Genomic DNA, 22,892 nt, shown 5'->3' with positions numbered 1-22,892 from the left:
ATTTAGCCTTTGTGTAGCACATCTATGTTACTCTTCATTCCGCAGCATCACGAGTTGGGGGCATGATGCGCGGGTCGCATCGGCACCGGAACGCACCCCTCAGCGGCGTCCGATGCCGATGCGATGCCCCCTCCGCTCGCAAGGACCCGCGCCAACCCGCCAGTAGACGACCGGCGAGCAGGATGCCGCGGGCGCAACCTGCGACAGCACTCGATTCGGTGCCCTATAGGCAATCCCGAATCTATGAGATATGTTACCGGTAATTCTCATCACAGCGATGAGAATGGGTAGTAACTTGATCTTCGGTGGTCGACCTCCCGAGCTCTGGAAGCCTCCACACTTCTTGCATGACTCAGGGGACGGCGATCACCCTTCGGGTCCACCCCCAAAGAACGCTCGACAACAACATCGCACCGCCAACGACGGCGGCCGGCAGGCCTGACGTCGTCCAAGGTCCCGAGGAAGGACACCGGTACCACCATGTTGCGACGGCTGGACAGGTTTCTCAGCTATGAGATGAAGGTGTCCGAATTTCTCGGCACGCTCATCATCATCGGCATCCCGTACGGACTGGTCGGGGTCATCTGGACGCTCACCCACACCAGTCATCTGCGTGACCTCCATGGGGCCGACCTGATCGTCTCGTTCCTCGGATCGATCGTGTGCTGGCCCGTACTCGTCTTCGCGAATGTGACGATGACCTGATGATGGCGCTGGTATGGGTCATCGACATCATCGTGATCATCGTCAAGATCCTCGGCGGGCGGACACAGGTCAATCCTGTTCTCCGAGTGGGCATGTGGATCGCGCTGCTCTGCGTCATCGCCTTGTGTCTGGCGGCCGTCGGCGCACTCGTCGTCCTCCTCGAACACTGGCTGAGCTCGCTCTGAGCAGCCGGGAACACAATCCCCCGCAGCAAGAAAGGATCGGTGCAGCGTGACGCCGCAACCGGCCACCGAACCGTCCGAGATCGGACGGCTCATCGACAGCGCCACCGGGCTCTGGCGACGGCATCCTCAGCAGTCGCTCGAGACTCTCGGCAGGCAGGTCCTCCTCGGTCGGGCAACGATCGCGCAGTTGTTTCTCTCTCTCGTGCAACGGCGCTTTCCGTTCCAGGAGTTCATCAAACAGTGCGCCTTCATGGCCAACGTCTCGGCGTTGCCGACCGTGTTCGTCGCGATTCCGGTCGCGGTGGTCGTCTCGATCCAGGTCGGCGCGCTGGTCAACCAAGTCGGCGCCACCACCTTCATCGGTGCGGTCGCCGGACTCGGCATCATCCGCCAGGGCGCACCGCTGGTCACCTCCCTGATGATCGCGGGCGCGGTCGGCTCGGCCATCTGCGCCGATCTGGGCTCCCGCACGATCAGGGAGGAGATCGACGCGATGAAGGTGATGGGCGTCGACCCGGTGCGCCGGCTGGTCGCCCCGCGACTGGCCGCCGCGGTACTGGTGAGCATGCTGCTGTGCGGGTTCATCGTGTTCGTCGGCTTCGCCACCGCCTACTTGTTCAATGTCTATGCCCAGCAGGGCACGCCGGGATCGTTCATCAGCTCGTTCGCCTCGTTCGCGGTGGCGAACGACCTGATGGTCGCGCTGTTCAAGGCGGCGATCTTCGGTGCGCTCACCGCGATCATCGCCTGCGATATCGGACTACACACCAAGGGCGGTCCCGGTGGTGTCGCGAACTCGGTGAACTCGGCGGTGGTCACCTCCGCCCTGATGCTGTTCGCCACCAACATCATCGTGACCCAGCTGTACAACAGCTTCTTCCCCGCGAAGGTGGTGTGAGATGGCCGCCGAGTATGTCCCGCCCGCACTGCGGCCGGTCCGCGCGATCAGCGCGACAGCCAAGATCCCTGTCCAAGCCAATCAGCGCCTCGGCCACCAGGCCATCGTGTTCTTCCAGGCCCTGATCGCCATCCCGTTCACCCTGCGTCACTACCGCAAGGAAGTAGCCCGCTTGGTCGCCGACGTCGGCTGGGGCAACGGCTCGCTCATCGTCGGCGGTGGCACCGTCGGCGTGGTCATCGTGCTGTGCGCGTTCGGCGGCATCACCGTCGGAGTCGAGTCCTACACCGCGTTGAACCTGCTCACCATGGGACCGCTGACCGGGGCCATCTCCGGCTTCGCCACCACCCGTGAGATCGCGCCGATCCTGGGCACGCTGGCCTTCGCCATCCAGTCCGGCTGCCGATTCACCGCGCAGCTCGGCTCGATGCGGATCTCCGAGGAGATCGACGCCCTGGAGTCCATCGCGATCCGGCCACTGCCCTATCTGGTGACCACCCGGATGATCGCGGCGACGATCACCATCATTCCCCTCTACACACTCGGCCTCGCAGTCGCCTACATCGCGACCAAACTGTCGGTGCTGTTCCTGGGCGGTACCACCGCGGGCACCTACGACCACTACTTCTTCCAGTTCCTGCTGGGCGGGGACGTGTTCTATTCGATCTTCAAAGTAGTGGTGTTCGTCCTCATCGCGGCGTTCATCCAGTGCTACTACGGCTTTGTCGCCTCCGGGGGCCCCGAAGGCGTCGGGGTCGCGGCGGGCCGGGCCATCAAGATGGTCATCGTCGTCATGGTCTTCACCAATCTGTTTCTCACCCTTGCGATCTGGGGCATCGACCCCGGATTCCGGATCTCGGGATAGGTCGATCGAATGATTCTCGATCTCAGCGGCCGCGGCCCCAAACCCCTGCAGCTCACGCTCGCGGGACTGGCGGTGATCACCGCGTTCGCGGTCGCTCTGTATCTGCTCGCACTGCGCTACAACGGCGAGTTCGAGGACACGGTGGTGGTCGGCGCCGACCTCACCAGCACCGGCGACGGGCTACCCCAGCGTGCCGACGTGAAGTACCGCGGCATGCTGGTCGGCGCGGTCGGCTCGGTGGAGATGGTCGCCAAGGGCGAACGCCAGTACGCCACGCTGGAGCTGAAACCTGGCCTCGCGCAGACGATTCCGAACACGGTCACCGTGCGCGTCGTACCCGACAACATCTTCGGCGTCTCCTCGCTCCAGCTCGTGGACAACGGGGGGACCGCCGAGGGGCTGCGCGAGGGCGCGACCATCCGCGAGGACACCAGCGCCGCCACGATTGCGCTGCAGTCCACACTCAACACACTGCGCGATGTGCTCGCCACCATCCAGCCCGAGAAGCTCGGCCGGGTGCTGGCCACCCTGTCCGCTGCGCTCGACCCGAGCAGCCGCGTGCCGGGTTCCACGGTGGAGCGCCTGGATACCTGGCTCACCACAGTCCACCAGATCCCCGAAATCGGCCACCTGCTCGGCAATTTCGGTCAGGCGGCAACGGCACTGAGCCAGTCGGCACCGGAGCTGGTCGGCGTGCTGGCCGATTCGGTGACCTCTGCGCGCACGCTCAACGAGCACCGCACCCAGTTGGTGGAGCTGCTCACCCAGGGCAATTCCACCATCGAATCGGTCAACGCCCTGTTCGCCGCGAATCCCGATTCGGGCAAGGAATTGGTCTCCGGCCTGGACCAGCTGCTCGGTGGCATCGCCAAGGATCCCAGCGCGCTCCAGTCGACGGCGGCCAACCTCAACACGTCGTTCCGCAGGTTGCAGCAGGTGTTCAACTTCGGCCCGCGCAAACAGATGACCTGGCGCATGGACGTGACGTTCACACCCTTCCAGCAATACACCGCGAAGGACTGCCCGCACTACGGTGCGATGGCCGGGCCCCGATGCGGCGGACCGTCCGTGCCCGAAGTCGCACCGCCGCAGGAGTATCCGGCACAGATGCTGCCGAAGCGGCTCGAGTCCGCCGGACCGGCACCGGTACTGCCGATTCCCGGTCTGCCCGCGCTACCGAGCATCACCGTGCCGACGGTGCCCGGCCTGCCGACGATTCCGGGTCTGCCCGCCATTCCGGGTCTGCCCGCCATCCCGGGGATCACCGCGCCCGCCGCATCCCACGATCCCGCGCCCGCCGCCACCCCGGCGGCGCAGCCTCGGCTGAGCGGCATCGCCGCGGTGTCGGCGCTGGTCGGCGGTACACCGACGTTCAGCCAGCTGCTGCTGCTCGGGTCGATCCTGGGCAACATTCCCATCGTCCCCGACACCGAAGGTGGTGTCCAACAGTGAAATCCACCAAAGCGCTCCTCGGGTTCAGCTTCTTCGCCGTACTGGCGACGTTGCTCACCTATACGATCTGGTCGACCCTGCAACGCAGTGTCCCCGGCAATACGACGAGCTACTCGGCGGTCTTCACCGATGTCCTCGGATTGCGCATCGGCGACGACGTCCGGATGGCGGGTGTACGGGTCGGCCGGATCGACAAGATCGACTTCACCGATAACTACATCGCAAAGGTCGACTTCCAGATCGAGTCGCGCCAGCACCTGACCGACACCACCAAAGCCCTGGTGCGATACCAGAATCTGATCGGTCAGCGCTACCTGGCCCTGGCGCCGGGCACCGGCGAGGGCACCGTTGTCCCCGCCGGTTCACAGATCCCGCTCGAGCGGACCGAGCCGTCGTTCGATGTCTCGGCGCTGCTGTCCGGATTCGAGCCGCTGTTCAGTGTGCTGCAACCCGACCAGATCAATTCGCTGTCGGAAACCCTCATCCAGGCACTGCAAGGCAACGAGGTGTCGCTGGCCGCGCTGATCACCCAGGCCGCCCAGTTGGCCAGCACCTTCGGTGAACGCGATCAGATCATCGGCGACGTGCTGAGCAATCTCAGCTCGGTAATGGCCGGTCTGGCCAACCGCAGCGATGAGCTGGAGACCCTGATCACGCAGACTCGCAGTTTGATGGAAGGGCTCTACACCGAGGGCGAATCGTTGAAGAGTTCGGTCGAACGGGTGGCGGGAGCGACGAACGGGTTGGTCTCGCTCATCGAACAGGTCAAGCCCGGCTTGGCCGACGCCCAACGCAACGCGACCACAGGCGTGATGATGCTGCTCTACAACGGCGCCGCGCTCGATCGCGCTGCGGTCGAATTCCCGGACTTCCTCAACGGCGTCGCCAGGTTCACCCAATACGGGACCTACGGCAATGCCTACATCTGCCGCCTCGACGTCTCCCTGTGGGGCGTTCTCCTGCCCGAGGGCTTGTTCTCCCAGGTCGGCGGCACCTCACAATCGGAAGTGTGCCGATGATCAAACCACGCGTTCCAGCATTTCTGCGGCACAACCGGCACCTGCGGCTCGGCCTGATCGCGGCCCTCGCGGTGCTGGTGTTGCTCGGCGGTTCGAATCTGCTCAACCAGGTCCAGCTCGGCGACAAGACCGTGCACGCCGAGTTCGCCCAGGCCGCGGGCCTTCGGCCCGGCGCGACGGTCGATGTCTCCGGCATCGAGGTCGGTGAGGTCCAGGCGGTGAAACTGGTCAACGATCGGGTGGAGGTGGCACTGCGGATCCGCAAGGACATCCGCCTCGGCGCCAACGCCCACGCGGCGATCAAGATGTCGACCATCCTCGGCAGGCTGCACATCGTGCTGCGGCCCGGTGACGGAAAAGAGCTCCCCGACAACCGGATCCGGCTCGACAGCACCGAGGTGCCGTACAACCTGAGCAAGGTTATCCAGGACCCGAAATACACCTCCTCGTTCGAGCGGATCGAACGGATCGACCCGAACAAACTGCGCACCGCGCTCGATGTGTTCAGCGCCCAGCTGGGCGATTCACCCGCCATGGCGGTGCAGGCCCTCGACAGCATCGGCTCACTCGCCCAGGTCATCAACAGCAGGCGCGACGAGGTCGACACACTGCTGAAGAGCATGGACCAGGTCTCCCAGCTGGTCTCGGACAACCGCAACAGTGTGTTGGTGCTGCTCACCAGGGGCGAAGCGATCGGGGCGGCGGTGCAGCAGCGCCAGACCCTACTCACCCAGCTGCTCGACAACGTCGCCGACATGTCGAGGCTGCTGCAGGACATGGGCATCGAGAACAACGGTGAACTCGGACCGCTGATCGCCAACCTCAACACGATGGCCGACGGCCTGACCAAGAACAAGGAGAACCTGGACCGGATCTACGAGTACGCCCCGGTCACGTTGCGCCAGTTCAACAATCTGCTCGGCAACGGTCCCTACGGCGAGATCTGGGCACCGTGGATCCTTCCGGACAACTGGCTGTGCTTCGCACAGGCCGTACAGGGGTGCAACTGATGAGGACCGAACGCACGAGCAAGCTGGCGGCGCTCTGCTTGGCCGCGACCCTCGCCTCGGGCTGCGCCCTGCTGCCCGACAGCCTGACCGGACTGGGTAACCAGGTGCTCGGCGAGCAGAAACGCATCAGCGCCGACTTCGAGAACGTGGCCGGACTGTATGCGGGCAACGAGGTCTCGGTACTCGGGGTGCCGGTCGGAGTCGTCGATTCGGTGACACCGCGCGGCAGCTACGTCGAGGTGGTGATGTCGGTCGACCGCGACGTGCGCATTCCCGCCGAAGCGATGGCGGCGCTGGTGTCGCCGCAGCTGATCACCAACCGCCATGTCGAGCTGGCCCCGGCCTATACCGGCTCAGGACCCGAGCTGGCCGACGGCGCGCATCTTCCGCTGGAGCGCACCAGGACACCGGTCGAGCTGGACCGGATCCTGGCCAACTTCGATCAGCTGGGCGAGGCGCTCAAGGGCGACAGCCAGAGCGGGCCCATGGCGAGCCGGGTGCTCTTCCCACTGCTCGACGGCAACGGCGACCGGCTGCGCGAAACGCTCGACCAACTGTCGGCGGCCTTCGAGCTGACTTTCGCCAACAAGGATCAGATCGCCAACACCATCATCGAACTCGGTGAGATCACCCAGATCGTCGCCGACAACGATCAAACCGTCCGCGATTTCAGCGGTCGCATCACCGAATTGGTCGCGTTGTTCGGGCAGCAGTCCCCCGGCCTGCAGGCGGTGCTGACCCAGCTCGACGACTTCATCACCAATACCTCCTCGGTGGTCGGCCAGAATCAGGATCAGCTCGCGGGCGCGCTCACCAAGTTCGTCGCGATCGCCGCCCAGATGCGAGCCAATGCCCGCAATCTGACCGAGATCATCGACGTCGGTCCGCTGATGTTCCAGAACTTCGACAATGCGATCAGCCGGGAACACCAGGCGCTGCGCCTGCACGGTCTGCTCGACAAGATCGTGCTCGACAGCGAGGTGGTCTCGCTGTTCTGCGAGCGCGTGCAGATGCGGCTGGACGGTTGCCGCACCGGCAAGATTTCCGATATGGGCCCGGACTTCGGGCTGACCGCCGCGCTGTTGGGACTGACGAAATGACTCTGCGCACCACGTTGGCCGCGGCCTTCTGCGCCGCCGCCGTGGCCGCATCGAGCAGCGGCTGCTCGATGACCGTGGCCGAACTGCCGATGCCCGAACCGGGCATCGGCGGGCCCGGCTATACCCTGCACGCCACATTCCGCGACGCGCTCAATCTGCCCGATCGCGCCCACGTCAAGATCGGCGGCACCGATATCGGTGTCGTCACCGGAATTTCGACGACCGCGTTCCTCGCCGATGTCGAGATGCTGATCCGCACCGACATCCAGCTGCCGCAGGGCACCACCGTGGAGCTGCGCCAGGCGACACCCCTCGGTGACATCTTCGTCGCCATGACCCTGCCCAGTGCCGAGGCCGCCGGGCCACCGCTGCGTGCGGGCGCGACCATCGGCGCCGAGCACACCGCATCGGCCGCCTCGGTCGAGCAGTTGATGATGTCGGTGTCGATGCTGATCAACGGCGGCGGACTCAATCAGGCAGCCAAGGTCACCTCCGAGCTCAATTCCATCTTCGCGGGCAAGGCGCCCCAATTGCAGCACCTGATCGGGGAGATGACCTCGGTCATCAGCGCGCTCAACGCACGCACCGGCGACCTCGACGCGACGCTCGCCGGGTTGTCGGTACTGACCGGCGAATTGGCGCGGCGCAAAGCCGAACTCGGCGCCGCGGCCGACAGCTTCCCGCAATTGATCGGGCTGTTCGCCGAGAACAACCAGGCCATCGTCGAGCTGATCAACAAGGTGGCCGTGACGATGGACGCCCTCGGCGACTTCAGCGCCACGAACGGGCCGCAGTTCGTCAGCCTGTTCCAGAGCATCCAGAATCTGATGTCCGGGTTCGCGCAGATGGGCGATGACCTCACCGGCACGCTCGAGGGCTTCCACAGCGTCTATCCCTCGGTGATGGACAGCATGCAGGGGCCGACCCTGGCGGTCGGAGCGATCCTGTCCTACCTCGATATCGGTGCGATCACCGATCCGGCCGGCAGCCGCTGGCCCGACGGCACCGATGTGCCGGCGTTCCTCGGCAGCATCACCGACGTGATCGCCAAGGTGACCGGCCGCCTCACCAGCACACCGCAGCAGCCGACCCACGAGGGGCCCCGATGAATTCACCGTTGTGGGAGTGGCTGGTTCGCCGTCGCATCGCGGTAGCCAATGCCGGTCTGGTCGTCGTCCTGGTGCTGGGCAGCCTCTACCTGGGCGGCGCCGTGCTGCGGATCGACCCGACGAGTTCGCGCTACGTTGTCACCGTCGAACTGGCCATCTCGGGTGGGCTCACCGCGGGCAGCGACGTGACATTCCGCGGCGTTCGGGTCGGCCGGGTCGATGACGTGCGGGTCGCCGGCGACGGGGTCGCGGCGGTAGCCGAGATCGAGGAGGGCACCCGGATTCCGGTCGGCGGCACAGTCGCCGTCGCCCGATTGTCGGCCGCGGGCGAGCAGTACCTGGATTTCCGCCCCGATACCGACACCGGACCCTTTCTGCGCGACGGCTCCGTCATCACCCGGGCGGACACCGCCGTGCCCGTGCAGGTGCAGTCGGTTCTGGCGAACATGACGGGCCTGGTCGGCGGATTGAACCCCGACCGCCTCAATGTCATCGTCAACGAACTCGACAAAGCGCTCGCGGGCGGACCGGACGGCTTGCGCAACATGATCTCCGGGATCAGTCGTGCGATGGCAGGGCTCACCGATCTGCTCCCGCAGACCGAGCAACTGCTGCGCAATCTGGAAGTCATCGCCGCGACGACCGCGCACGCGCAACCCGACCTCGGCACCCTCACCAACGCGGGTAGCGCCCTGTTCCAGCAGTTCTCCGCCGCCGACGCCGAATTGCGGCATCTGCTCCAAGAGGGGCCGGGTCAGCTGGCGACGCTCGGGGGCTTCATCTCCCGCACCCACGACCCGATCACGGACCTGGTGACGAACTTCGTGGCGATCACCCGGGCGGCCAAATTGCGCCAACCCGCGATCGAGCTGCTGTTTCCCACCTTGAGCCGCTTCTCCGAGGCGGTCGGGATCCCCGCCCACGACAACGCCTTCTTCACCCTCGTCGATCCGTGGCCGCGACCGACCTGCGACTACGACACTGTTCCGATCCTGCCGACACAGGCCACCGCCGATACCAGGGTGCGCCTCTACAACTACTGCGTCACCGACAACCCAGCGCTGCAGGTCCGTGGGTCGGCGAACGCACCACGACCCGCCGGTCCCGACAACGGTGCGGGACCGCCGCCCGGTGTGACCGGTGACGAACTGTCCCAGCCCTCGGTGCCCGCACCAAGATAAGGAGCACGAAAAGCAATGACCAGCGACGAAACATCTACCAGCACAGCACCATCGGAAGGGCTCGCGGACACAGTCGATGCGAAGACGGCCACCGAGGCCAAGTGGTGGGCGATGGACCGCAGAACTCTCGGCCTGCGCGGTGCCACCGCGATCGTCCTCGGCGCCTCGGTGGCGACCTCGGTGTTCCTGTTCGTGGAGAACAAGAACAGCACCGATCTCCTCGCGGCCCAACAGCAGGCCCGCGAGGCCGCGTGCCACTACGCGCCGGCCTTGGCCGACTATGACAGCAAGAGCCTCGACACCTACTTCAAGGCTGTCCTCGCGGGCGCGACGGGTGACTGGAAGAAACAGTTCGAATCCACCAGCACCGAGCTGCGCGACGCCCTCACCCAGGGTGAGGTCATCTCGAAGGTGACCGATACCCAGTGCGCGCTGCGCTCCGGCGACGAGAACTCCGCTGAGGCGATCGTGGTGATCGGAACGACCATCTCGAGCCTGGGTACCGAGCACAAGCCCAAGCCGAGTCAGCTATCGATGGTGTTCAACCTGCACAATGACGACGGCCGCTGGCTCGTCGAGAAGGTGAACTCCCCGTTGACCTCGCCTCCCGCCCCATGACGCGGTCCGGCGGATCGACCTCACGCCGCCAGGCGATAGCATGACAGGCAAGATCATCGGGAACTCACTGTCCCCGCGCGGAACAAAGGGTAAGACGACGAGCAGCCAGGCAGACGAATCCCCCGCGGATGCGCCGACTCGCCAAGTCAGGCGCAGGCCGAAGAATCGTCGTGCCCAGATCGCGGCAGAATCGGCCGCCGCCTTCGGCGCGCACGGATACCACGGTGTCAGCATGGACGACATCGCACGGCGCCTCGACATCAGTTCCACCGCGCTGTATCGGCACTTTCCGAGCAAATACGCACTGTTCCGGGAGGAACTTCTGCGATTGTCCGGGATCGCTGTCGGCGCGGTCGAGTTGCCCGCCGAGGCCGCCGACTGGGAGCCGCGCCGGCGCGTCGATCATGTGCTCGACGCCATCATCGGCTTGACCATCGCCAATCGGCCGACCGTGGCGCTGGCTCGCTGGGAGCGCCGCTATCTCGAGCCGGCCGATCTTCAGGAGTTCACCGATCAATTCGCCGCGGCGATCGCCACGCTGCGCAAGCTGATCGGCGAGGTACGACCCGAGTTGGACGGTCGAGACCGGGCGGTTCGCGCAGTCTCGATCTTTGCCGTGGCGAGCAGCATCGGCGACCACCACGCCACCATTCCGGTGAAGGCCCTCGCCCGGCTGCTCCATGCGACCAGCTGGACGTTGATCGACGCTGATCTCAGCGGACACGACAGCACGAAGACTGCCGGTTCGAGGGGCGAGCAACCGCAGCCGTTCAAACATGATCTGCTGCTGGGCAAGGCTGTCGAGCTGTTCCACGAGCGCGGCTATCCGAATGTCAGCATGGAAGACATCGCCGCCGCCGCGGATCTGTCGGCCGCATCGGCGGTGTACCGCTACTACCGCAGCAAGAGCGACCTGTTGGTAGCCGCGTTCCGGCGCGCCGCCGACCGGGTATCGGGAGCGATCGCGCCCGCGACAGCCGCCGCGGACACTCCGGCCGAAGCACTCGGCACACTGATCGAGCTCTATGTCTCCGGCTCGTTCGCCGAGCGCGCGCTGACCTTCGTCTACTACGCCGAGTTCAGTCATGTAGACCAACCCGATCAGGTGACCCTGCGCCATCTCCAGCAGCTGATCATCACCGAATGGGCGAAGTTGGTGGTGGAAGCGAGGCCGGACCTGTCCATCGGCGAGGCCCGGATCCTCGTGCACGCGGCCTTCAGCCTCGTGGTCGACCTCGGGCGCACCTTCGGTGACCATGGAATCAGTCCGCAGGAGACGGTGATCCGTTTGCTGGAGACCATTCTGCTCGGTCAGCCCCTGCCACGGTAGGCAGCGAGCGACTCGCGCCGCAATCGACAGGGGCGTCCGACCGTGACCGGTCGGACGCCCCTTTCCCCTCCGTGTCAGAGACCGAACGTCTTACCGATGATGTCGCGCTGGATCTCGCTCGTACCGCCGAAGATCGTGGAGACAAGGGCGCCACGGACATGCTTTTCCATGTCGAACTCCCGGGCGTAGCCGTAGCCACCCATCATCTGCATCCCGGCCAGCGCGACCTGCTTGGACGTCTCGGTGGCCTTGAGCTTGGCCATCGATGCTTCGCGCGCGAAGGTCTTGGTCGGGTTGGCGTCGACCGCGGCAGCCACGCTGTAGACCAGCAGTTTGGTGCATTCGATCTCGGTCGCGAGGTCGGCCACGCGGTGCCGCAGCGCCTGGAAGGAACCGATCGGCCTGCCGAACTGCTTGCGCTCACTGATGAACTGCAGCGTGTCCTCGAAGGCACGCTCGGCAGCGCCGAGGCTCATCGCGGCCAGAATGAGCCGTTCGAAGTTCAGCCCGGTCATCAGCTGACGCCAGCCGTTGCCCACCTCGCCGACCACCGCGTCCTCGGGGAGCAGGCAATCGGTGAAGTACAGGTCGTTGGTCTCCTTCTGGTTGCCCATCAGCTCGATCGGGCTGATCTTGAGCCCCGGCGTGTTGGCGGGCACATGGAACATGGTGAGTCCCTCGTGCTTGCCGCCACTGCGATCGGTGCGCACCACCAGCAGGATGTTCTCCGAGATGTGCGCGTTGGAGCACCAGGTCTTCTGACCGTTGATCAGCCAGCCGTCGTTGGTCTTCTCCGCTTTGGCGGTGATGTTGCCGACGTCGGAGCCCGCCTCCGGTTCCGACATCGAAATCGACTGCGACGCACCACGAACGATGCCGCGCAGGACCACGTCCTTCTGTGCCTCGGTACCGAACTTCGCGTAGGCACCACCGGTGATGAGGGTCGGCCCGATCGCACCGATCGGCAGCATGCCGCGCAGGCTCTCCTCGAGCAGGATGCACATGTCGACCATCGTGGCGTCGGAGCCGCCGTACTCCTCGGGCACCGTCAGGCCGAGCCAGCCCAGTTCGGCCATCTTGCCGTAGACATCGGCGTTGTGCTGCTCGGCATCATGGTCGGTGAGCGCGTCACGCTTTTCCCGGGTGCCCGCCTCACGCTTGGCGAACGCGGCGACCGCTGCCGCGAAATCCTGCTGTTCCGGGCTGAATTCGACGCCCATAGTGATTGTTCTCCCTTGTTTCGTTGGATTGAGGATCAGTTACCGGCGCGTTGACGCCACGTGGTCGGCCATCATCAGGCCGCAGAACACGCGCTGGGGTGCCTCGCCCGCGTTGCGCGGGATTCGTCGATGTTGACGATCAGATGTTTCGCCCATCGCCGCACAGCGACCTTTCCGCCCTCGGCGCCGATTCCCACCCAGCCCGGTGCGGCCACGGCGGCCACGGCGGCATCGCCGACCGGCCGACGGCCGCGAACCGCACTGGCAACGGGACGGTGGGTCTCGAGAAACTGCTTGTCAACAGCCTCTGTGACAAGGGATTCAGCCATCGGCGACTTCTTTCGAAGGAATCGGATCGCCCCGTCGACGCACCCCCGACCACCGGATCGGCCAGGGTGGGCCCAGCGATTCTCGCGCTTGGGCCGAGTTCGTTGACAGGAACACTCCAGCTCGGATAAGTTAACACCCATTCTCAATAAGTTAATCATGATTCTCGCCGGATGCAAAGAGGCCATGGGTTCCCCGCAACCGGCGCAGAACTCCCGAGCGGAGAGAGGCTCAATGCTGCGCACCCGATTCACCGAGGCATTCGGTGTCGAGCACCCCATCGTGCAGGGCGGGATGATGTGGGTCGGCCGTGCCGAACTCGCGGCCGCGGTCTCAGAGGCCGGTGGACTCGGCATCATCACCGGCCTGACCCAGCCGACCCCGCAGGCACTGCGCGAGGAAATCGCTCGGACCAGGGATCTCACCGACAAACCGTTCGGTGTGAATCTGACGATCCTGCCTTCGATCACGCCGCCGCCCTACGCGGAGTACCGCCAGGCGATCATCGACGGGGGCGTCCCGATCGTCGAGATCGCCGGCGGCAACCCGGCGACCCACCTGCCCTACCTCAAAGACGCGGGCATCAAGGTGCTGCACAAGTGCACCAGCGTCAAGCATGCGCTCAAGGCCCAGCAGGTCGGCGTCGACGCGGTGAGTATCGACGGCTTCGAATGCGCCGGTCATCCCGGCGAGAACGACACACCGGGCTTGGTCCTGATTCCCGCCGCCGCGCGCGAGATCGAGATCCCGATGATCGCCTCCGGCGGCATCGCCGATGCTCGCGGGTTGGTCGCCGCGATGGCGCTCGGCGCCGACGGCGTCAATATGGGTACCAGGTTCCTGTGCACGGTCGAATCGCCCATCGCACACGTGGTCAAGGAACAGATCGTCGCCAACACCGAGCTCGACACCAAGCTGATCTTCCGGACCTTGAACAACACCGCCCGGGTCGCCGACAACGCCGTCAGCCGCCAGGTCGTCGAGATCGAGCGTGGCGGTGGCACGTTCGACGATGTCCGCGAACTCGTCGCGGGCGCGCGCGGCCGCAAGGTCTACGAGGACGGTGACCTCGACGCGGGCATCTGGAGCGTCGGCCAGTGCCAGGGCTTGATCCACGACATCCCCACCTGCGCGGATCTGGTGGCGCGGATCGTGCGCGAGGCCGAGTCCCTCATCGCGGGACGTCTGGCACAGTCGATCGTCGAAACGGTGGCCCGATGAGCGAGAGCATTCTGGTCGAGGAAGAAGGCGGCGTCCTGCGCCTGACGATCGACCGCCAAGCACGGCTGAACGCGATCGATCTCGAGGCGATGACCGAACTGGGCGATCTCGTCAGCGCTGCCCCGGCTCGGCCTTCGGTTCGGGTGATCGTGCTGACCGGCGCGGGCAAGGCGTTCTGCACCGGCGCCGACCTGGCCGCAGCCGCGGCCGCGGGCGGCAACGAGGCCTCACCGCAGGTCGTGATGGACACCGCCAACGCGCTGATCCGCGCGATCATCGCCTCGCCGCTTCCCGTCATCGCGCGGGTCAACGGGCCGGCCGCCGGCGTCGGCGCGTCGATCGCACTGGCCGCCGATCTCGTGTACGCGGCCGACAGCGCCTACCTGCTGCTGCCGTTCACCTCGATCGGACTGATGCCCGACGGCGGAGCAACCGCGGTCGTCGCCGCGGCCATGGGTCGTGCCAGGGCCGCGGAAATGGCGCTGCTCGGCGCCCGATTGCCCGCCGCCGACGCCGCTGCGGCGGGCTTGATCACCCGGTGTGTACCCGCCGCCGAACTCGACGCTCAGATCGACGCCGTCGCCGCCCAACTCGTGGCGGGTCCTCGCCGCGCGCTGCAACTGACGAAAGCTGCCATCAACGCAGCGACGCTGACCGAACTCGACGCCGCGCTCACGCGGGAGAAGGACGGACAGATCGAGCTGCTGACCTCCGCGGACTTCCTCGAAGGAATGACCGCGATGCTGACCCGTCGCGCGCCGAACTTCACCGGCGCCGTGCATCCGATCGCCGAACCGGCCTAACCCTTCCCGCGCCTTCGAGGAGACGACGATGTCCACAGAACCCCTGCGCTCGCGCCGCAATCACTGGATGAACCAGATCGCGATCCATGCCACCACCATCCCGGACGCTCCCGCCTTGCGCTACCTCGGCAAGACCACCAGCTGGGGTGAACTGCACTGGCGGGTGGAACGGTTGTCCGACGCGCTCGATCGCCGTGGCGTCAAGGCCGGCGACCGCGTGATGATCTTGATGCTCAACAACATCGAGTACCTCGAATCGGTATTCGCGATCAACACTCTGGGCGCTATCGCGGTGCCAGTGAATTTCCGGCTCACTCCGCCCGAGATCGCCTTCCTGGTCGCCGACAGCGGCGCCGCGGTGATCATCACCGACGCGGTGCTCGCCCCGCTGGCCACGGCGGTGAGCGCCCAGTCCCCCGATCTGCGTACTCACATCGTGGTCGGCGCACCGACCGGCGACGGTGTCCTCGGCTACGAGGACCTCATCGCCGAGACCGGCGAACCGCACGAGCCGCGCGACATCGCCGAGGACACCGCAGCTCTCATCATGTACACCTCCGGCACCACCGGAAACCCCAAGGGCGCGGTCCTGACCCACCTGAACATGAGCTCGCAGGCGCTCACCTGTATCCGCGCCATGCGCTACAGCTCCGACGACATCGCCTTCTGCGCGTCGCCGCTGTTCCACATCGCCGGCTTGGGCAGCATCGCATCGTGTTTCGTACTCGGTGCGTTGACGGTGATCCATCCGCTCAAGGCGTTCGATGCGGCCGAGGTGCTCGATGCCTGGGAGAGCGAGCGCGCGACCTCGGTGTTCCTGGTGCCCGCCCAGTGGCAGGTGGTGTGCGCCGATCCGACTGTCGCACAGCGTGATCTGCGGCTGCGAGTGATCAGCTGGGGCGCGGCTCCGGCCTCCGACACCGTGCTGCAGGCCATGGCGCAGACCTTCCCGAACGCGCTCAATGTGGCGGTCTTCGGGCAGACCGAGATGTCGCCGATCACCTGCGTCCTCGACGGCGAGGACGCGATCCGCAAGCTCGGCTCTGTCGGCAAGCCGATTCCCACCATCGCCACCCGAGTCGTCGACGACGAGATGAACGATGTCGCCCAGGGTGAGATCGGCGAAATCGTCTATCGCGGACCGACTTTGATGCGCGAGTACTGGAACAACCCGCGCGCGACCGCCGACGCGTTCGCGGGCGGCTGGTTCCACTCCGGTGATCTCGTGCGCCTCGACGAGGAAGGCTTCGTCTACGTCGTCGACCGCAAGAAGGACATGATCATCTCCGGCGGCGAGAACATCTACTGCGCCGAGGTGGAGAACGTGCTGTTCGCGCACCCACGGATCAGAGAGGCGGCGGTGATCGGCCGCGTCGACGACAAATGGGGCGAGGTCCCGGTCGCGATCGTGGCGGTGGAGGACGACGGCGGCATCAGTCTCGCCGACCTGGAACCGCATCTCAACACCCATCTCGCCCGCTACAAGCACCCGAAGGACCTCGTGGTGGTCGACGCCCTGCCGCGCAACGCGGGCGGCAAGGTCGTCAAGCACGAGCTGCGCAAACTGCACGGTTCGACAGGCTTGACACCCGTGGTCACCAGCTGAGGTAGCTACGACTCCGTTGCGGGTTGCGGCGGTGGTCTCCTCCGAGGAGACCACCGCCGATCTCGATGAGCCCCCGGACGGTCGCCGACTCGACCACAATGAATTTCCAATTATTTGCGTGAATTAGTGTCGGATTTCCACTGTGTATTCACACAATAGAGCCATCGCGTTGAATGATGTTACTGTTCATTCCGCATCGCTTGTTCGGAACATGATGCACCCGCACGAGCGACCGCCGACGTAGCCGGTTCGCTCGTGCGGACCCGCCTGCCTGATACGGCCCGACTATTTGCTCACCGATACATCTATTGCCCCGCTCTATCCAGCCGACTTCGTGCCCGGCATCAGTATCGTGCTGCAGCACTACTCACCACTGAGCCGAACGGCGATGCGACGAGCAGAGCGGTTCCCATCCCGGCGCCTGGTCGGCGTGGAAAGGGATACCAACGATGACAATCCCATCCGACAGTGCCGAACGGCGGCCATCGCTGCACGATGTGGCATCGCTGACCGATCAACTCGTCTCCCATTTCATCGACAATGTGGCGCAGTGCGATATTTCGCCCGGCACGCCGATGGCATCGACAATCGGAGCAATCACCCGGATAGCCCTCGAGATCGCGCGAGGAATGCTGGAGGGATGCGACATCACGCACGAACTCGGAGAACTCGCGACAATCGCCGCCGGATTGGCGTGCGACAGCGTACCCATCGACCTTGTGCTGCGCGGTTTCCATGAAGGCATACGGATAGTTGCCGGCCAGTTGTTCGCCCAATATCAGGATTGCACTCGCGAGACTGTGATCGATGGATTCCAGATCGCCATGACGATCAGCGATCAGCTCTGCCTGACAGTCACCCACGCGTACCTCGGCGAGCACGGCGCAGCGACGTTCGGCCAGGACGCCGAGCGGACTCTCACGTCCGCCCTGCTGGCCGGACAGTGGACACCCGCCACCGCCCGCAGATGCGGCATCCCTATCGCTGACACGTACTCGGTGCTCGCCATCGCGATGCGCGCGAACCCGGACACGGGAATTGCCTTGCACTACCTGCACAGGGTGCGTAAAGCCCTGGCCCAGCACAGCGACGGGCAGGGTTTGGCCCGGCTGTCGATCGACGGTGGGACCGTTCTCATCCCGACCGAGGCGGTGGCCGAGGACGAACTCGATTCACTGGTCGAGGCGCTCGCGGGGGCGGCGCAGGTCGAACTCGTCGCAGCTGTGGTCGCCGCGCCCGCCGCCGACGTCGCGTCTGCGGCGAAAACGGCACACGAGATGCTCGATGTCGTCGAGCGACTCGAATGCGCACCCGGCCTCTATCGATTCGGCCAACTCGCACTGGAGTACCAGCTTTCGCGGCAAGGACTCGGTCTTTCCCTGCTCGGTGAATTATTGGCACCGTTGGAAAGATATCCCGAATTGCGGAAGACACTGCGGGTACACATCGCCAACAACTTGAATCGGGCGCAGACCGCGCGGATCATGGATATCCACACCAATACCGTTGACTATCGACTTCGCCGAATCGCCCGGCTCACCGGACTCAACCCGGCGCGGGCATCGGATCTGTGGCAGTTGCGGTCGGCGATGGTCGCCCAGGACTGCCGCGAAGACAACCCGAGAGAGTGACGGAGCCTCCGTAGATGTTCAGCAACATCGGGTGGAGCGAGACGATCATTCTGGTCATCGCCGCCCTCGTCATCATCGGCGTACCGAAGTGAACAGTCGCCCACTTCGGTTGCGACACAATGCTCAGAGCGTTTTCGTCGGCTGAGCCACCGGTTCGGCGGAAGGCGTCGCCGACGCCTGCTCCGGTGCCGGCAGCCCAACGTTCTCCCGGGCCGACCGCTCTTTCGCCGAATCCGCGTCCTCGGACTGCATTCGACTCACCTCGCTCTTGAAGATCCGTAGCGACCGCCCCAGCCCGCGGGCGGCATCCGGCATACGCTTCGCACCGAAGAACAGCACGAACACAGCCGCGACTATCAACCAATGCCAGACGCTGAACTGACCCATCTTTACCTCCTGTATCGACATGGTGGACTCGGAACCGATGCGGCAACGCCGACTACCCCGTTCGCTCGCAGGCGCCGCGCCGACGATGGCGTGGTCCCGAATGTGTTGTCCACACCCGGCGAAGCCACCTACACGCTCGGCCATTGTTCCGAGATCTATCAGCCGGCACGCCATGGCCGCCGCGTCGATACATCCCCTGGCAGCATTCCCACCAGCGACAATGATCGGCGATGCCGGGGCCGGCAAACGCCTGCACGTATCCAGTGCGCAGGCGGCTGATCAACTCCGCGCACATGGCACCGCCGCGTGGCGACCCGTGCCCGAGTACCACGACCCTCCGAAATATCCGCCCCACGGATGGCACTGCGGCCGGCTCTATTTGTCCTGATAGTTCGCTTTACGCACGACCAGCGCCGACTGCAGATACCAGAGCCCATCGGCCGACGAAGGATCGAAGCCCGTCAGTTTGCGGATACTTTTCAGCCGGTAATCGATGGTGTTCATATGAACACTGAGCTGTCGCGAGGTTCGGCGACGATTCAGATTGTTGTCGAGGTGCGTGCACAAGGTTTCCATCAGAATCGGATGGTCGTCGAGCGGGTTCAGTATCGCATCGAGATGCCGTCGTACAGCAGACGGTCTGGTGAGCTGGAATTCGACTGCCAGATCAGCGAAACGGAACAGACCGGGCGGGCGCTGCATTCTTTGTGCGAGATCCAGGAGTTCGCACAGCTGATCAACGGTTTCCGGAATTTTCGCCGGCGATGCCTCCGCGCAGGTTGCGGTCATATCGACGCCGGCCGCCGCGGAGAGCACGGTCAACAGCGTGTCGAGGTCCCTGACCTCTGCTGACGGAACAAGAATGATGCCACCGCGCACATCGAGCCGCGACAGCGCGCGCACCGACCCATGACGATCAAGGGCCGCCCGGATATTTCGAATCATTCGCCGGACATCCATCTGTGTAACGAATGTGTCGGGCCTGTCGTCGCTACCGGACGGAAAATGCACCGCCAGCACGGAATAGCTCTCGGCGACCTCGAAACCACTGCACCGCGTCACCGTCGACGTATCCTGCCCGGCGAGCAACGCAACCGCCAAGGAGTTCCTGGCCCGTTGATCCTCGACGACCTCGACCTCGAGCTGGTCGGTGTACGCGAGTGATATCGCGGCCGTCACGCTGTCCAGCATTTCGGTCGCCAGTTGGCGCACGACCGAGAGCTTCTGCTCGTCGGTGCCGACCACACTCGAGGCGATCAGCTCCAAACTCGTTGTGAAACCCTGACCGATCGCCTGATCGATCACTTCGCCGGGCACCTCGGTACGCGCTCGCGGCGGCCCGGCGGTGCGGTGTCGAACGGTATCGCCGCGTCTACGGGCCGGCAGTGTGGCCAGGGCAGTCCCCGGTAGCACATCAATGGCGGCCAGGGCACCGCCGTCGACGCCGCCGAGGCGCGCAGCCATGCTCTCCAGCATTCGGGAGACCAACTCGTCGGCGAGCGCCCGCACTCTGATGGAGGACTCGGCCGTGGCCGCACGGGGCCGCGCGGAATCGATTCTGGGTGAATAGTCGGTAGTCATCTTTGACTTCCTCACTGCGTTCAACGTCGCCTCACGGCAGCGATGGCTGGCAAGTAGTTTCGCACGCCGAAGACGCCAACACAAGGTTATGTTAATGCCTATTCCAGCTCGATCCAGGGCCGAATTCGTCGAGTGACGGCGCCTCGACCGCATCAGCCCGAGCGACGACGTGCTGGTAGCGGCACCAACTCGGTTATCTGAACTGCATGTAGACCGGACGCTGCCGGACAATCCGCCGCTCGGGACTTCACGAACGGACTGCGCCAAATCCGAGACAGGCCACCCCCAAAGAGCTAAGTTACTGTCCATTCATGCAAGACGAACACCTCAGGCACTGTCACCGGCCACCCCATCGGTGATGTTCGCGAAACGAGGACTCCCACCATGGACGAACCGGATCGACGCAGCACCCCTGCGCCGGACAACGATCCCGATGCATCGCACAACAACGTGCCGCTCTACGAGCGGATCGGCGGTCGCGGCGCCCTGGAGACGGTCGTCGACGATCTCTACCGACGCATCCTCGCCGATGAGCGGTTGTCGCCGTTCTTCGCCGGCACCAACCTCACTCGAACGAAGGGTCGGCAGGTCGAATTCTTCGCCGCACTACTCGGCGGACCGGTGCCCTACGTCGGCGTTTCCATGCGAGCCGTGCATCGTGGCCGCGGCATCACCGTGGACCATTTCAACCTTGTCGCAGGCCATCTCACCGATGCGCTCAGCGCAGCCGGGCTCGATCGCGATCTCACGGACCACGTGATCGGCGCGGTCGCACCGTTGGCGGGTGACATCGCCACGTCTCGGGAGTCACCCACCCCGCCGTGAACAGACCGGACGCACGGAAGAAGCCGCGACCCGGATCTCATTGCGGATCGGCGCTCTCGAGCTTACGGCGAAGCAGTTTGCCGGTGGCATTGCGTGGCAGCTCGTCTACGAACACCACATCCCGAGGGACTTTGTGTCGCGCGAGGTTCGCTTTGACGTAGTCCTTCACCTGTTGCGCGTCGCACGACGCACCCGGCGCGGGCACGACGAACGCGCGCAGACGTTTTCCGAAGTCGCGATCGTCCACCCCCACGACCGCAGCCTCGAGAATGTCGGGTCGTTCTACGAGCAGGTTTTCGACCTCGAGCGGAAAGACGTTCTCCCCGCCGGAGACGATCATGTCGTCGTCTCGACCATCGATGAACAGTCTTCCCGCCGCATCGAAATGACCGACATCGCCACTGGACTGCATTCCGTCGACGATCTCCTTGCCTGTGCCGTCGGTATAGCCGCCGAAACTCAGTGCGCTGGCGACGAATATGGTGCCGACCACGCCCGGTTCGGTGATCCGGCGGCGGTCGTCATCGTAGATCGCGACCCGGCAGCCCACAGGTGGACGGCCCACGGTGCCGGGCGCTTCCCGCATATCGCCGGGTGTGGCGACGGCTGCCACCGCGACCTCCGTCGAGGCATACAGGTTGTAGAGCACCTCACCGAACGCCAGCGCCGTGCGCCTGCTCAGGTCGGGCGAGATGGCGGATCCGGCCGCGAAGATCACCTTCAGCGAGGAGGTGTCGTATTCGGCCAGCACGGACTCGCCCAGATCGACGATGCGCTGCAACATCGTTGGTACCAGCACCAACGTTCCCGCCCGATGGTGTTCGATATCGGCCAGCGTGCGTCGCGGGTCGAATCTGCGCTGCTGCAAGACGATCGCGCTTCCCAGCGCCCAACCGAGAATCAGCTGCGAGAGACCGGTGCCGTGGAACGCCGGCGCCGCGAGCACGGTCGTACTCGCCGTCGGCAAGGGGATCCGGTCGAGGAACTGCGCCGATTGCAAGGGCGACACCTTGCCTCGCGGCGCACCTTTCGGTGTTCCGGTCGTGCCGCTGGTCAGCACCACGATCCCGCCGGGCTGCTTGGGACTCACCGGCGGTCGGGTGTGCTGGCCCGCTCGGACATCGTCCAGCGTGGGCTGCCCGTGGTCCACCCAACCATCATCCAAAGTCAGAATAGTCGGTAACTTCTTCGGAAGATCCTCGAAGCGGTGAAGGAACTCGGCGTCGAGCAGGATCGCACCCACGTTTTCGCGTTCGGTCACCGACACCAACTGCGGGCCCGCCATTCCCGTATTGAGCAACACGATGCGCGCGCCCAGCTTGCCCGCGGCGAGCAGCGACAAGACCATCCCCCGATGATCCCGGCACAGCGCGGCCAGCACAGTGCCACTCGCGATCCCCCGCGCGGCAAGGCCGTTGGCCACCGCATTCGACCTGCGATCGAGCTCCGCGAACGTCAGCGGCCCCAGCTCGTCGACGATGGCCGTCGCGGCGCCGTTGCGGCGAGCCGCGTGCGCGAACGCGGTGACGACCGGACCGAGCACTGTCGCATCCCTGGCGGTACGCAGCAGCTCCAGCGGGTGCCGAAGTTCGATCGCGCCGCTTCTGCGCAGCACTCCGACGGCAGCCAAGCCGTCGGCCATCGTTGCGACCAGGGCCGCTGACATGCTCGGGATCACCGACATGGACACCTCCGAAGTGTTCGGGTACTGGGGGACCAGCGATCGGAATCTGCGCACCGACAGCCGATGGCGATCGTAGACCTCGCCGGAATCATTAGTAACTTAATCGCCGAAAAGCATTGTGGAGGCCCCGGGCTC

General features: G+C 65.1%; 22 protein-coding genes. 17 read left to right on the top strand and 5 right to left on the bottom strand.

What is annotated here, in order from left to right; translation table 11 throughout:
- Window positions 1-480: 480 nt before the first annotated feature.
- Genes ACFQ9R_RS09190 through ACFQ9R_RS09135 form a run of 12 tightly spaced genes read left to right on the top strand, consistent with a single transcriptional unit; the run spans window position 481 to window position 11,472 of the window.
- On the top strand, window positions 481-705 hold the full coding sequence (locus ACFQ9R_RS09190) for a hypothetical protein (protein ID WP_378989844.1): 225 nt from the start codon (window positions 481-483) through the stop codon (window positions 703-705).
- Complete coding sequence (locus tag ACFQ9R_RS09185) at window positions 705-890, top strand: hypothetical protein (protein ID WP_378630924.1); 186 nt, start codon at window positions 705-707, stop codon at window positions 888-890. Before ACFQ9R_RS09190 ends, ACFQ9R_RS09185 begins: the two co-directional genes overlap by 1 nt.
- Window positions 891-936: 46 nt before the next feature.
- Window positions 937-1,788 (top strand): MlaE family ABC transporter permease, encoded by an 852-nt coding sequence (locus ACFQ9R_RS09180; RefSeq protein WP_378989843.1) that lies wholly within the window; start codon window positions 937-939, stop codon window positions 1,786-1,788.
- Between the two features lies 1 nt (window position 1,789).
- A complete protein-coding gene (locus tag ACFQ9R_RS09175) occupies window positions 1,790-2,653 on the top strand; it encodes an ABC transporter permease (protein WP_378989842.1) in 864 nt (287 codons plus the stop codon).
- 9 nt (window positions 2,654-2,662) lie between these two features.
- Entirely contained in the window at window positions 2,663-4,105 is a 1,443-nt protein-coding gene (locus ACFQ9R_RS09170) for an MCE family protein (RefSeq protein WP_378989841.1), read from the top strand.
- Window positions 4,102-5,124, top strand: a complete 1,023-nt coding sequence (locus tag ACFQ9R_RS09165) for an MCE family protein (RefSeq protein WP_378989840.1) — start codon at window positions 4,102-4,104, stop codon at window positions 5,122-5,124. The genes ACFQ9R_RS09170 and ACFQ9R_RS09165 overlap by 4 nt, the downstream gene beginning before the upstream one ends.
- Entirely contained in the window at window positions 5,121-6,134 is a 1,014-nt protein-coding gene (locus ACFQ9R_RS09160; protein WP_378989839.1) for an MlaD family protein, read from the top strand. Before ACFQ9R_RS09165 ends, ACFQ9R_RS09160 begins: the two co-directional genes overlap by 4 nt.
- Window positions 6,134-7,234, top strand: coding sequence for an MCE family protein (locus ACFQ9R_RS09155; protein WP_378989838.1), 1,101 nt, complete (start codon window positions 6,134-6,136; stop codon window positions 7,232-7,234). Before ACFQ9R_RS09160 ends, ACFQ9R_RS09155 begins: the two co-directional genes overlap by 1 nt.
- Entirely contained in the window at window positions 7,231-8,343 is a 1,113-nt protein-coding gene (locus ACFQ9R_RS09150) for an MCE family protein (RefSeq protein ID WP_378989837.1), read from the top strand. Before ACFQ9R_RS09155 ends, ACFQ9R_RS09150 begins: the two co-directional genes overlap by 4 nt.
- Window positions 8,340-9,524 carry an MCE family protein gene (locus ACFQ9R_RS09145; protein WP_378989836.1) on the top strand — a complete coding sequence of 395 codons (1,185 nt, stop codon included), beginning with the start codon at window positions 8,340-8,342 and terminating at the stop codon, window positions 9,522-9,524. The genes ACFQ9R_RS09150 and ACFQ9R_RS09145 overlap by 4 nt, the downstream gene beginning before the upstream one ends.
- 15 nt (window positions 9,525-9,539) lie before the next feature.
- Window positions 9,540-10,142, top strand: coding sequence for a hypothetical protein (locus ACFQ9R_RS09140; RefSeq protein ID WP_378989835.1), 603 nt, complete (start codon window positions 9,540-9,542; stop codon window positions 10,140-10,142).
- 40 nt (window positions 10,143-10,182) lie between these two features.
- Complete coding sequence (locus tag ACFQ9R_RS09135; RefSeq protein ID WP_378989834.1) at window positions 10,183-11,472, top strand: TetR/AcrR family transcriptional regulator; 1,290 nt, start codon at window positions 10,183-10,185, stop codon at window positions 11,470-11,472.
- Between the two features lie 74 nt (window positions 11,473-11,546).
- On the opposite strand, the gene ACFQ9R_RS09130 is transcribed toward ACFQ9R_RS09135, so the two are convergent.
- Window positions 11,547-12,692, bottom strand: coding sequence for an acyl-CoA dehydrogenase family protein (locus ACFQ9R_RS09130; RefSeq protein ID WP_378989833.1), 1,146 nt, complete (start codon window positions 12,690-12,692; stop codon window positions 11,547-11,549).
- A 74-nt stretch (window positions 12,693-12,766) separates the two neighbouring features.
- On the bottom strand, window positions 12,767-13,021 hold the full coding sequence (locus ACFQ9R_RS09125; protein WP_378989832.1) for a hypothetical protein: 255 nt from the start codon (window positions 13,019-13,021) through the stop codon (window positions 12,767-12,769).
- A gap of 232 nt (window positions 13,022-13,253) precedes the next feature.
- Here ACFQ9R_RS09125 and ACFQ9R_RS09120 point away from each other — a divergent pair, with 232 nt between their 5' ends.
- From ACFQ9R_RS09120 to ACFQ9R_RS09105, 4 genes are all read left to right on the top strand, one after another.
- On the top strand, window positions 13,254-14,240 hold the full coding sequence (locus tag ACFQ9R_RS09120) for an NAD(P)H-dependent flavin oxidoreductase (protein ID WP_378989831.1): 987 nt from the start codon (window positions 13,254-13,256) through the stop codon (window positions 14,238-14,240).
- The gene (locus ACFQ9R_RS09115) at window positions 14,237-15,043 is read left to right on the top strand and encodes an enoyl-CoA hydratase-related protein (RefSeq protein ID WP_378989830.1); all 807 of its coding nucleotides are present in this window, start codon (window positions 14,237-14,239) and stop codon (window positions 15,041-15,043) included. Before ACFQ9R_RS09120 ends, ACFQ9R_RS09115 begins: the two co-directional genes overlap by 4 nt.
- 28 nt (window positions 15,044-15,071) lie before the next feature.
- Window positions 15,072-16,649, top strand: a complete 1,578-nt coding sequence (fadD5, locus tag ACFQ9R_RS09110) for a fatty-acid--CoA ligase FadD5 (RefSeq protein WP_378989829.1) — start codon at window positions 15,072-15,074, stop codon at window positions 16,647-16,649.
- Window positions 16,650-17,098: 449 nt separating this feature from the next.
- Window positions 17,099-18,280: a PucR family transcriptional regulator gene (locus tag ACFQ9R_RS09105; RefSeq protein WP_378989828.1), complete on the top strand. Its 1,182-nt coding sequence runs from the start codon at window positions 17,099-17,101 to the stop codon at window positions 18,278-18,280.
- 123 nt (window positions 18,281-18,403) lie between these two features.
- Here the strand turns inward: ACFQ9R_RS09105 and tatA are convergent, their stop codons facing one another.
- Window positions 18,404-18,667, bottom strand: a complete 264-nt coding sequence (gene tatA, locus ACFQ9R_RS09100) for a Sec-independent protein translocase subunit TatA (RefSeq protein ID WP_378990017.1) — start codon at window positions 18,665-18,667, stop codon at window positions 18,404-18,406.
- Window positions 18,668-19,042: 375 nt separating this feature from the next.
- Complete coding sequence (locus tag ACFQ9R_RS09095; protein ID WP_378989827.1) at window positions 19,043-20,248, bottom strand: PucR family transcriptional regulator; 1,206 nt, start codon at window positions 20,246-20,248, stop codon at window positions 19,043-19,045.
- Between the two features lie 384 nt (window positions 20,249-20,632).
- Between ACFQ9R_RS09095 and ACFQ9R_RS09090 the strand changes: the two genes are divergently transcribed.
- Window positions 20,633-21,073, top strand: coding sequence for a group 1 truncated hemoglobin (locus ACFQ9R_RS09090; protein ID WP_378989825.1), 441 nt, complete (start codon window positions 20,633-20,635; stop codon window positions 21,071-21,073).
- A 37-nt stretch (window positions 21,074-21,110) separates the two neighbouring features.
- Here ACFQ9R_RS09090 and ACFQ9R_RS09085 read toward each other — a convergent pair whose 3' ends face one another.
- A complete protein-coding gene (locus ACFQ9R_RS09085) occupies window positions 21,111-22,757 on the bottom strand; it encodes an acyl-CoA synthetase (protein ID WP_378990016.1) in 1,647 nt (548 codons plus the stop codon).
- Window positions 22,758-22,892 lie beyond the last annotated feature (135 nt).

It is taken from the genome of Nocardia sp. NPDC056541 (assembly GCF_042794235.1).
Classification (GTDB): Bacteria; Actinomycetota; Actinomycetes; order Mycobacteriales; family Mycobacteriaceae; genus Nocardia.
This window is presented reverse-complemented; position numbering and strand designations above follow the sequence as displayed.

Excerpts from the sequence above, each read along its gene's own strand:
- ACFQ9R_RS09115 (WP_378989830.1), top strand. The coding sequence starts at position 14,237 with ATGAGCGAGAGCATTCTGGTCGAGGAAGAAGGCGGCGTCCTGCGCCTG.
- ACFQ9R_RS09120 (WP_378989831.1), top strand. The coding sequence starts at position 13,254 with ATGCTGCGCACCCGATTCACCGAGGCATTCGGTGTCGAGCACCCCATC.
- ACFQ9R_RS09130 (WP_378989833.1), bottom strand. The coding sequence starts at position 12,692 with ATGGGCGTCGAATTCAGCCCGGAACAGCAGGATTTCGCGGCAGCGGTC.
- ACFQ9R_RS09170 (WP_378989841.1), top strand. The coding sequence starts at position 2,663 with ATGATTCTCGATCTCAGCGGCCGCGGCCCCAAACCCCTGCAGCTCACG.
- ACFQ9R_RS09155 (WP_378989838.1), top strand. The coding sequence starts at position 6,134 with ATGAGGACCGAACGCACGAGCAAGCTGGCGGCGCTCTGCTTGGCCGCG.
- ACFQ9R_RS09150 (WP_378989837.1), top strand. The coding sequence starts at position 7,231 with ATGACTCTGCGCACCACGTTGGCCGCGGCCTTCTGCGCCGCCGCCGTG.
- ACFQ9R_RS09185 (WP_378630924.1), top strand. The coding sequence starts at position 705 with ATGATGGCGCTGGTATGGGTCATCGACATCATCGTGATCATCGTCAAG.
- ACFQ9R_RS09135 (WP_378989834.1), top strand. The coding sequence starts at position 10,183 with ATGACAGGCAAGATCATCGGGAACTCACTGTCCCCGCGCGGAACAAAG.
- ACFQ9R_RS09105 (WP_378989828.1), top strand. The coding sequence starts at position 17,099 with ATGACAATCCCATCCGACAGTGCCGAACGGCGGCCATCGCTGCACGAT.
- ACFQ9R_RS09090 (WP_378989825.1), top strand. The coding sequence starts at position 20,633 with ATGGACGAACCGGATCGACGCAGCACCCCTGCGCCGGACAACGATCCC.
- ACFQ9R_RS09175 (WP_378989842.1), top strand. The coding sequence starts at position 1,790 with ATGGCCGCCGAGTATGTCCCGCCCGCACTGCGGCCGGTCCGCGCGATC.
- ACFQ9R_RS09125 (WP_378989832.1), bottom strand. The coding sequence starts at position 13,021 with ATGGCTGAATCCCTTGTCACAGAGGCTGTTGACAAGCAGTTTCTCGAG.
- ACFQ9R_RS09145 (WP_378989836.1), top strand. The coding sequence starts at position 8,340 with ATGAATTCACCGTTGTGGGAGTGGCTGGTTCGCCGTCGCATCGCGGTA.
- ACFQ9R_RS09160 (WP_378989839.1), top strand. The coding sequence starts at position 5,121 with ATGATCAAACCACGCGTTCCAGCATTTCTGCGGCACAACCGGCACCTG.
- ACFQ9R_RS09095 (WP_378989827.1), bottom strand. The coding sequence starts at position 20,248 with ATGACTACCGACTATTCACCCAGAATCGATTCCGCGCGGCCCCGTGCG.
- tatA (WP_378990017.1), bottom strand. The coding sequence starts at position 18,667 with ATGGGTCAGTTCAGCGTCTGGCATTGGTTGATAGTCGCGGCTGTGTTC.
- ACFQ9R_RS09190 (WP_378989844.1), top strand. The coding sequence starts at position 481 with ATGTTGCGACGGCTGGACAGGTTTCTCAGCTATGAGATGAAGGTGTCC.
- ACFQ9R_RS09140 (WP_378989835.1), top strand. The coding sequence starts at position 9,540 with ATGACCAGCGACGAAACATCTACCAGCACAGCACCATCGGAAGGGCTC.
- ACFQ9R_RS09085 (WP_378990016.1), bottom strand. The coding sequence starts at position 22,757 with ATGTCGGTGATCCCGAGCATGTCAGCGGCCCTGGTCGCAACGATGGCC.
- fadD5 (WP_378989829.1), top strand. The coding sequence starts at position 15,072 with ATGTCCACAGAACCCCTGCGCTCGCGCCGCAATCACTGGATGAACCAG.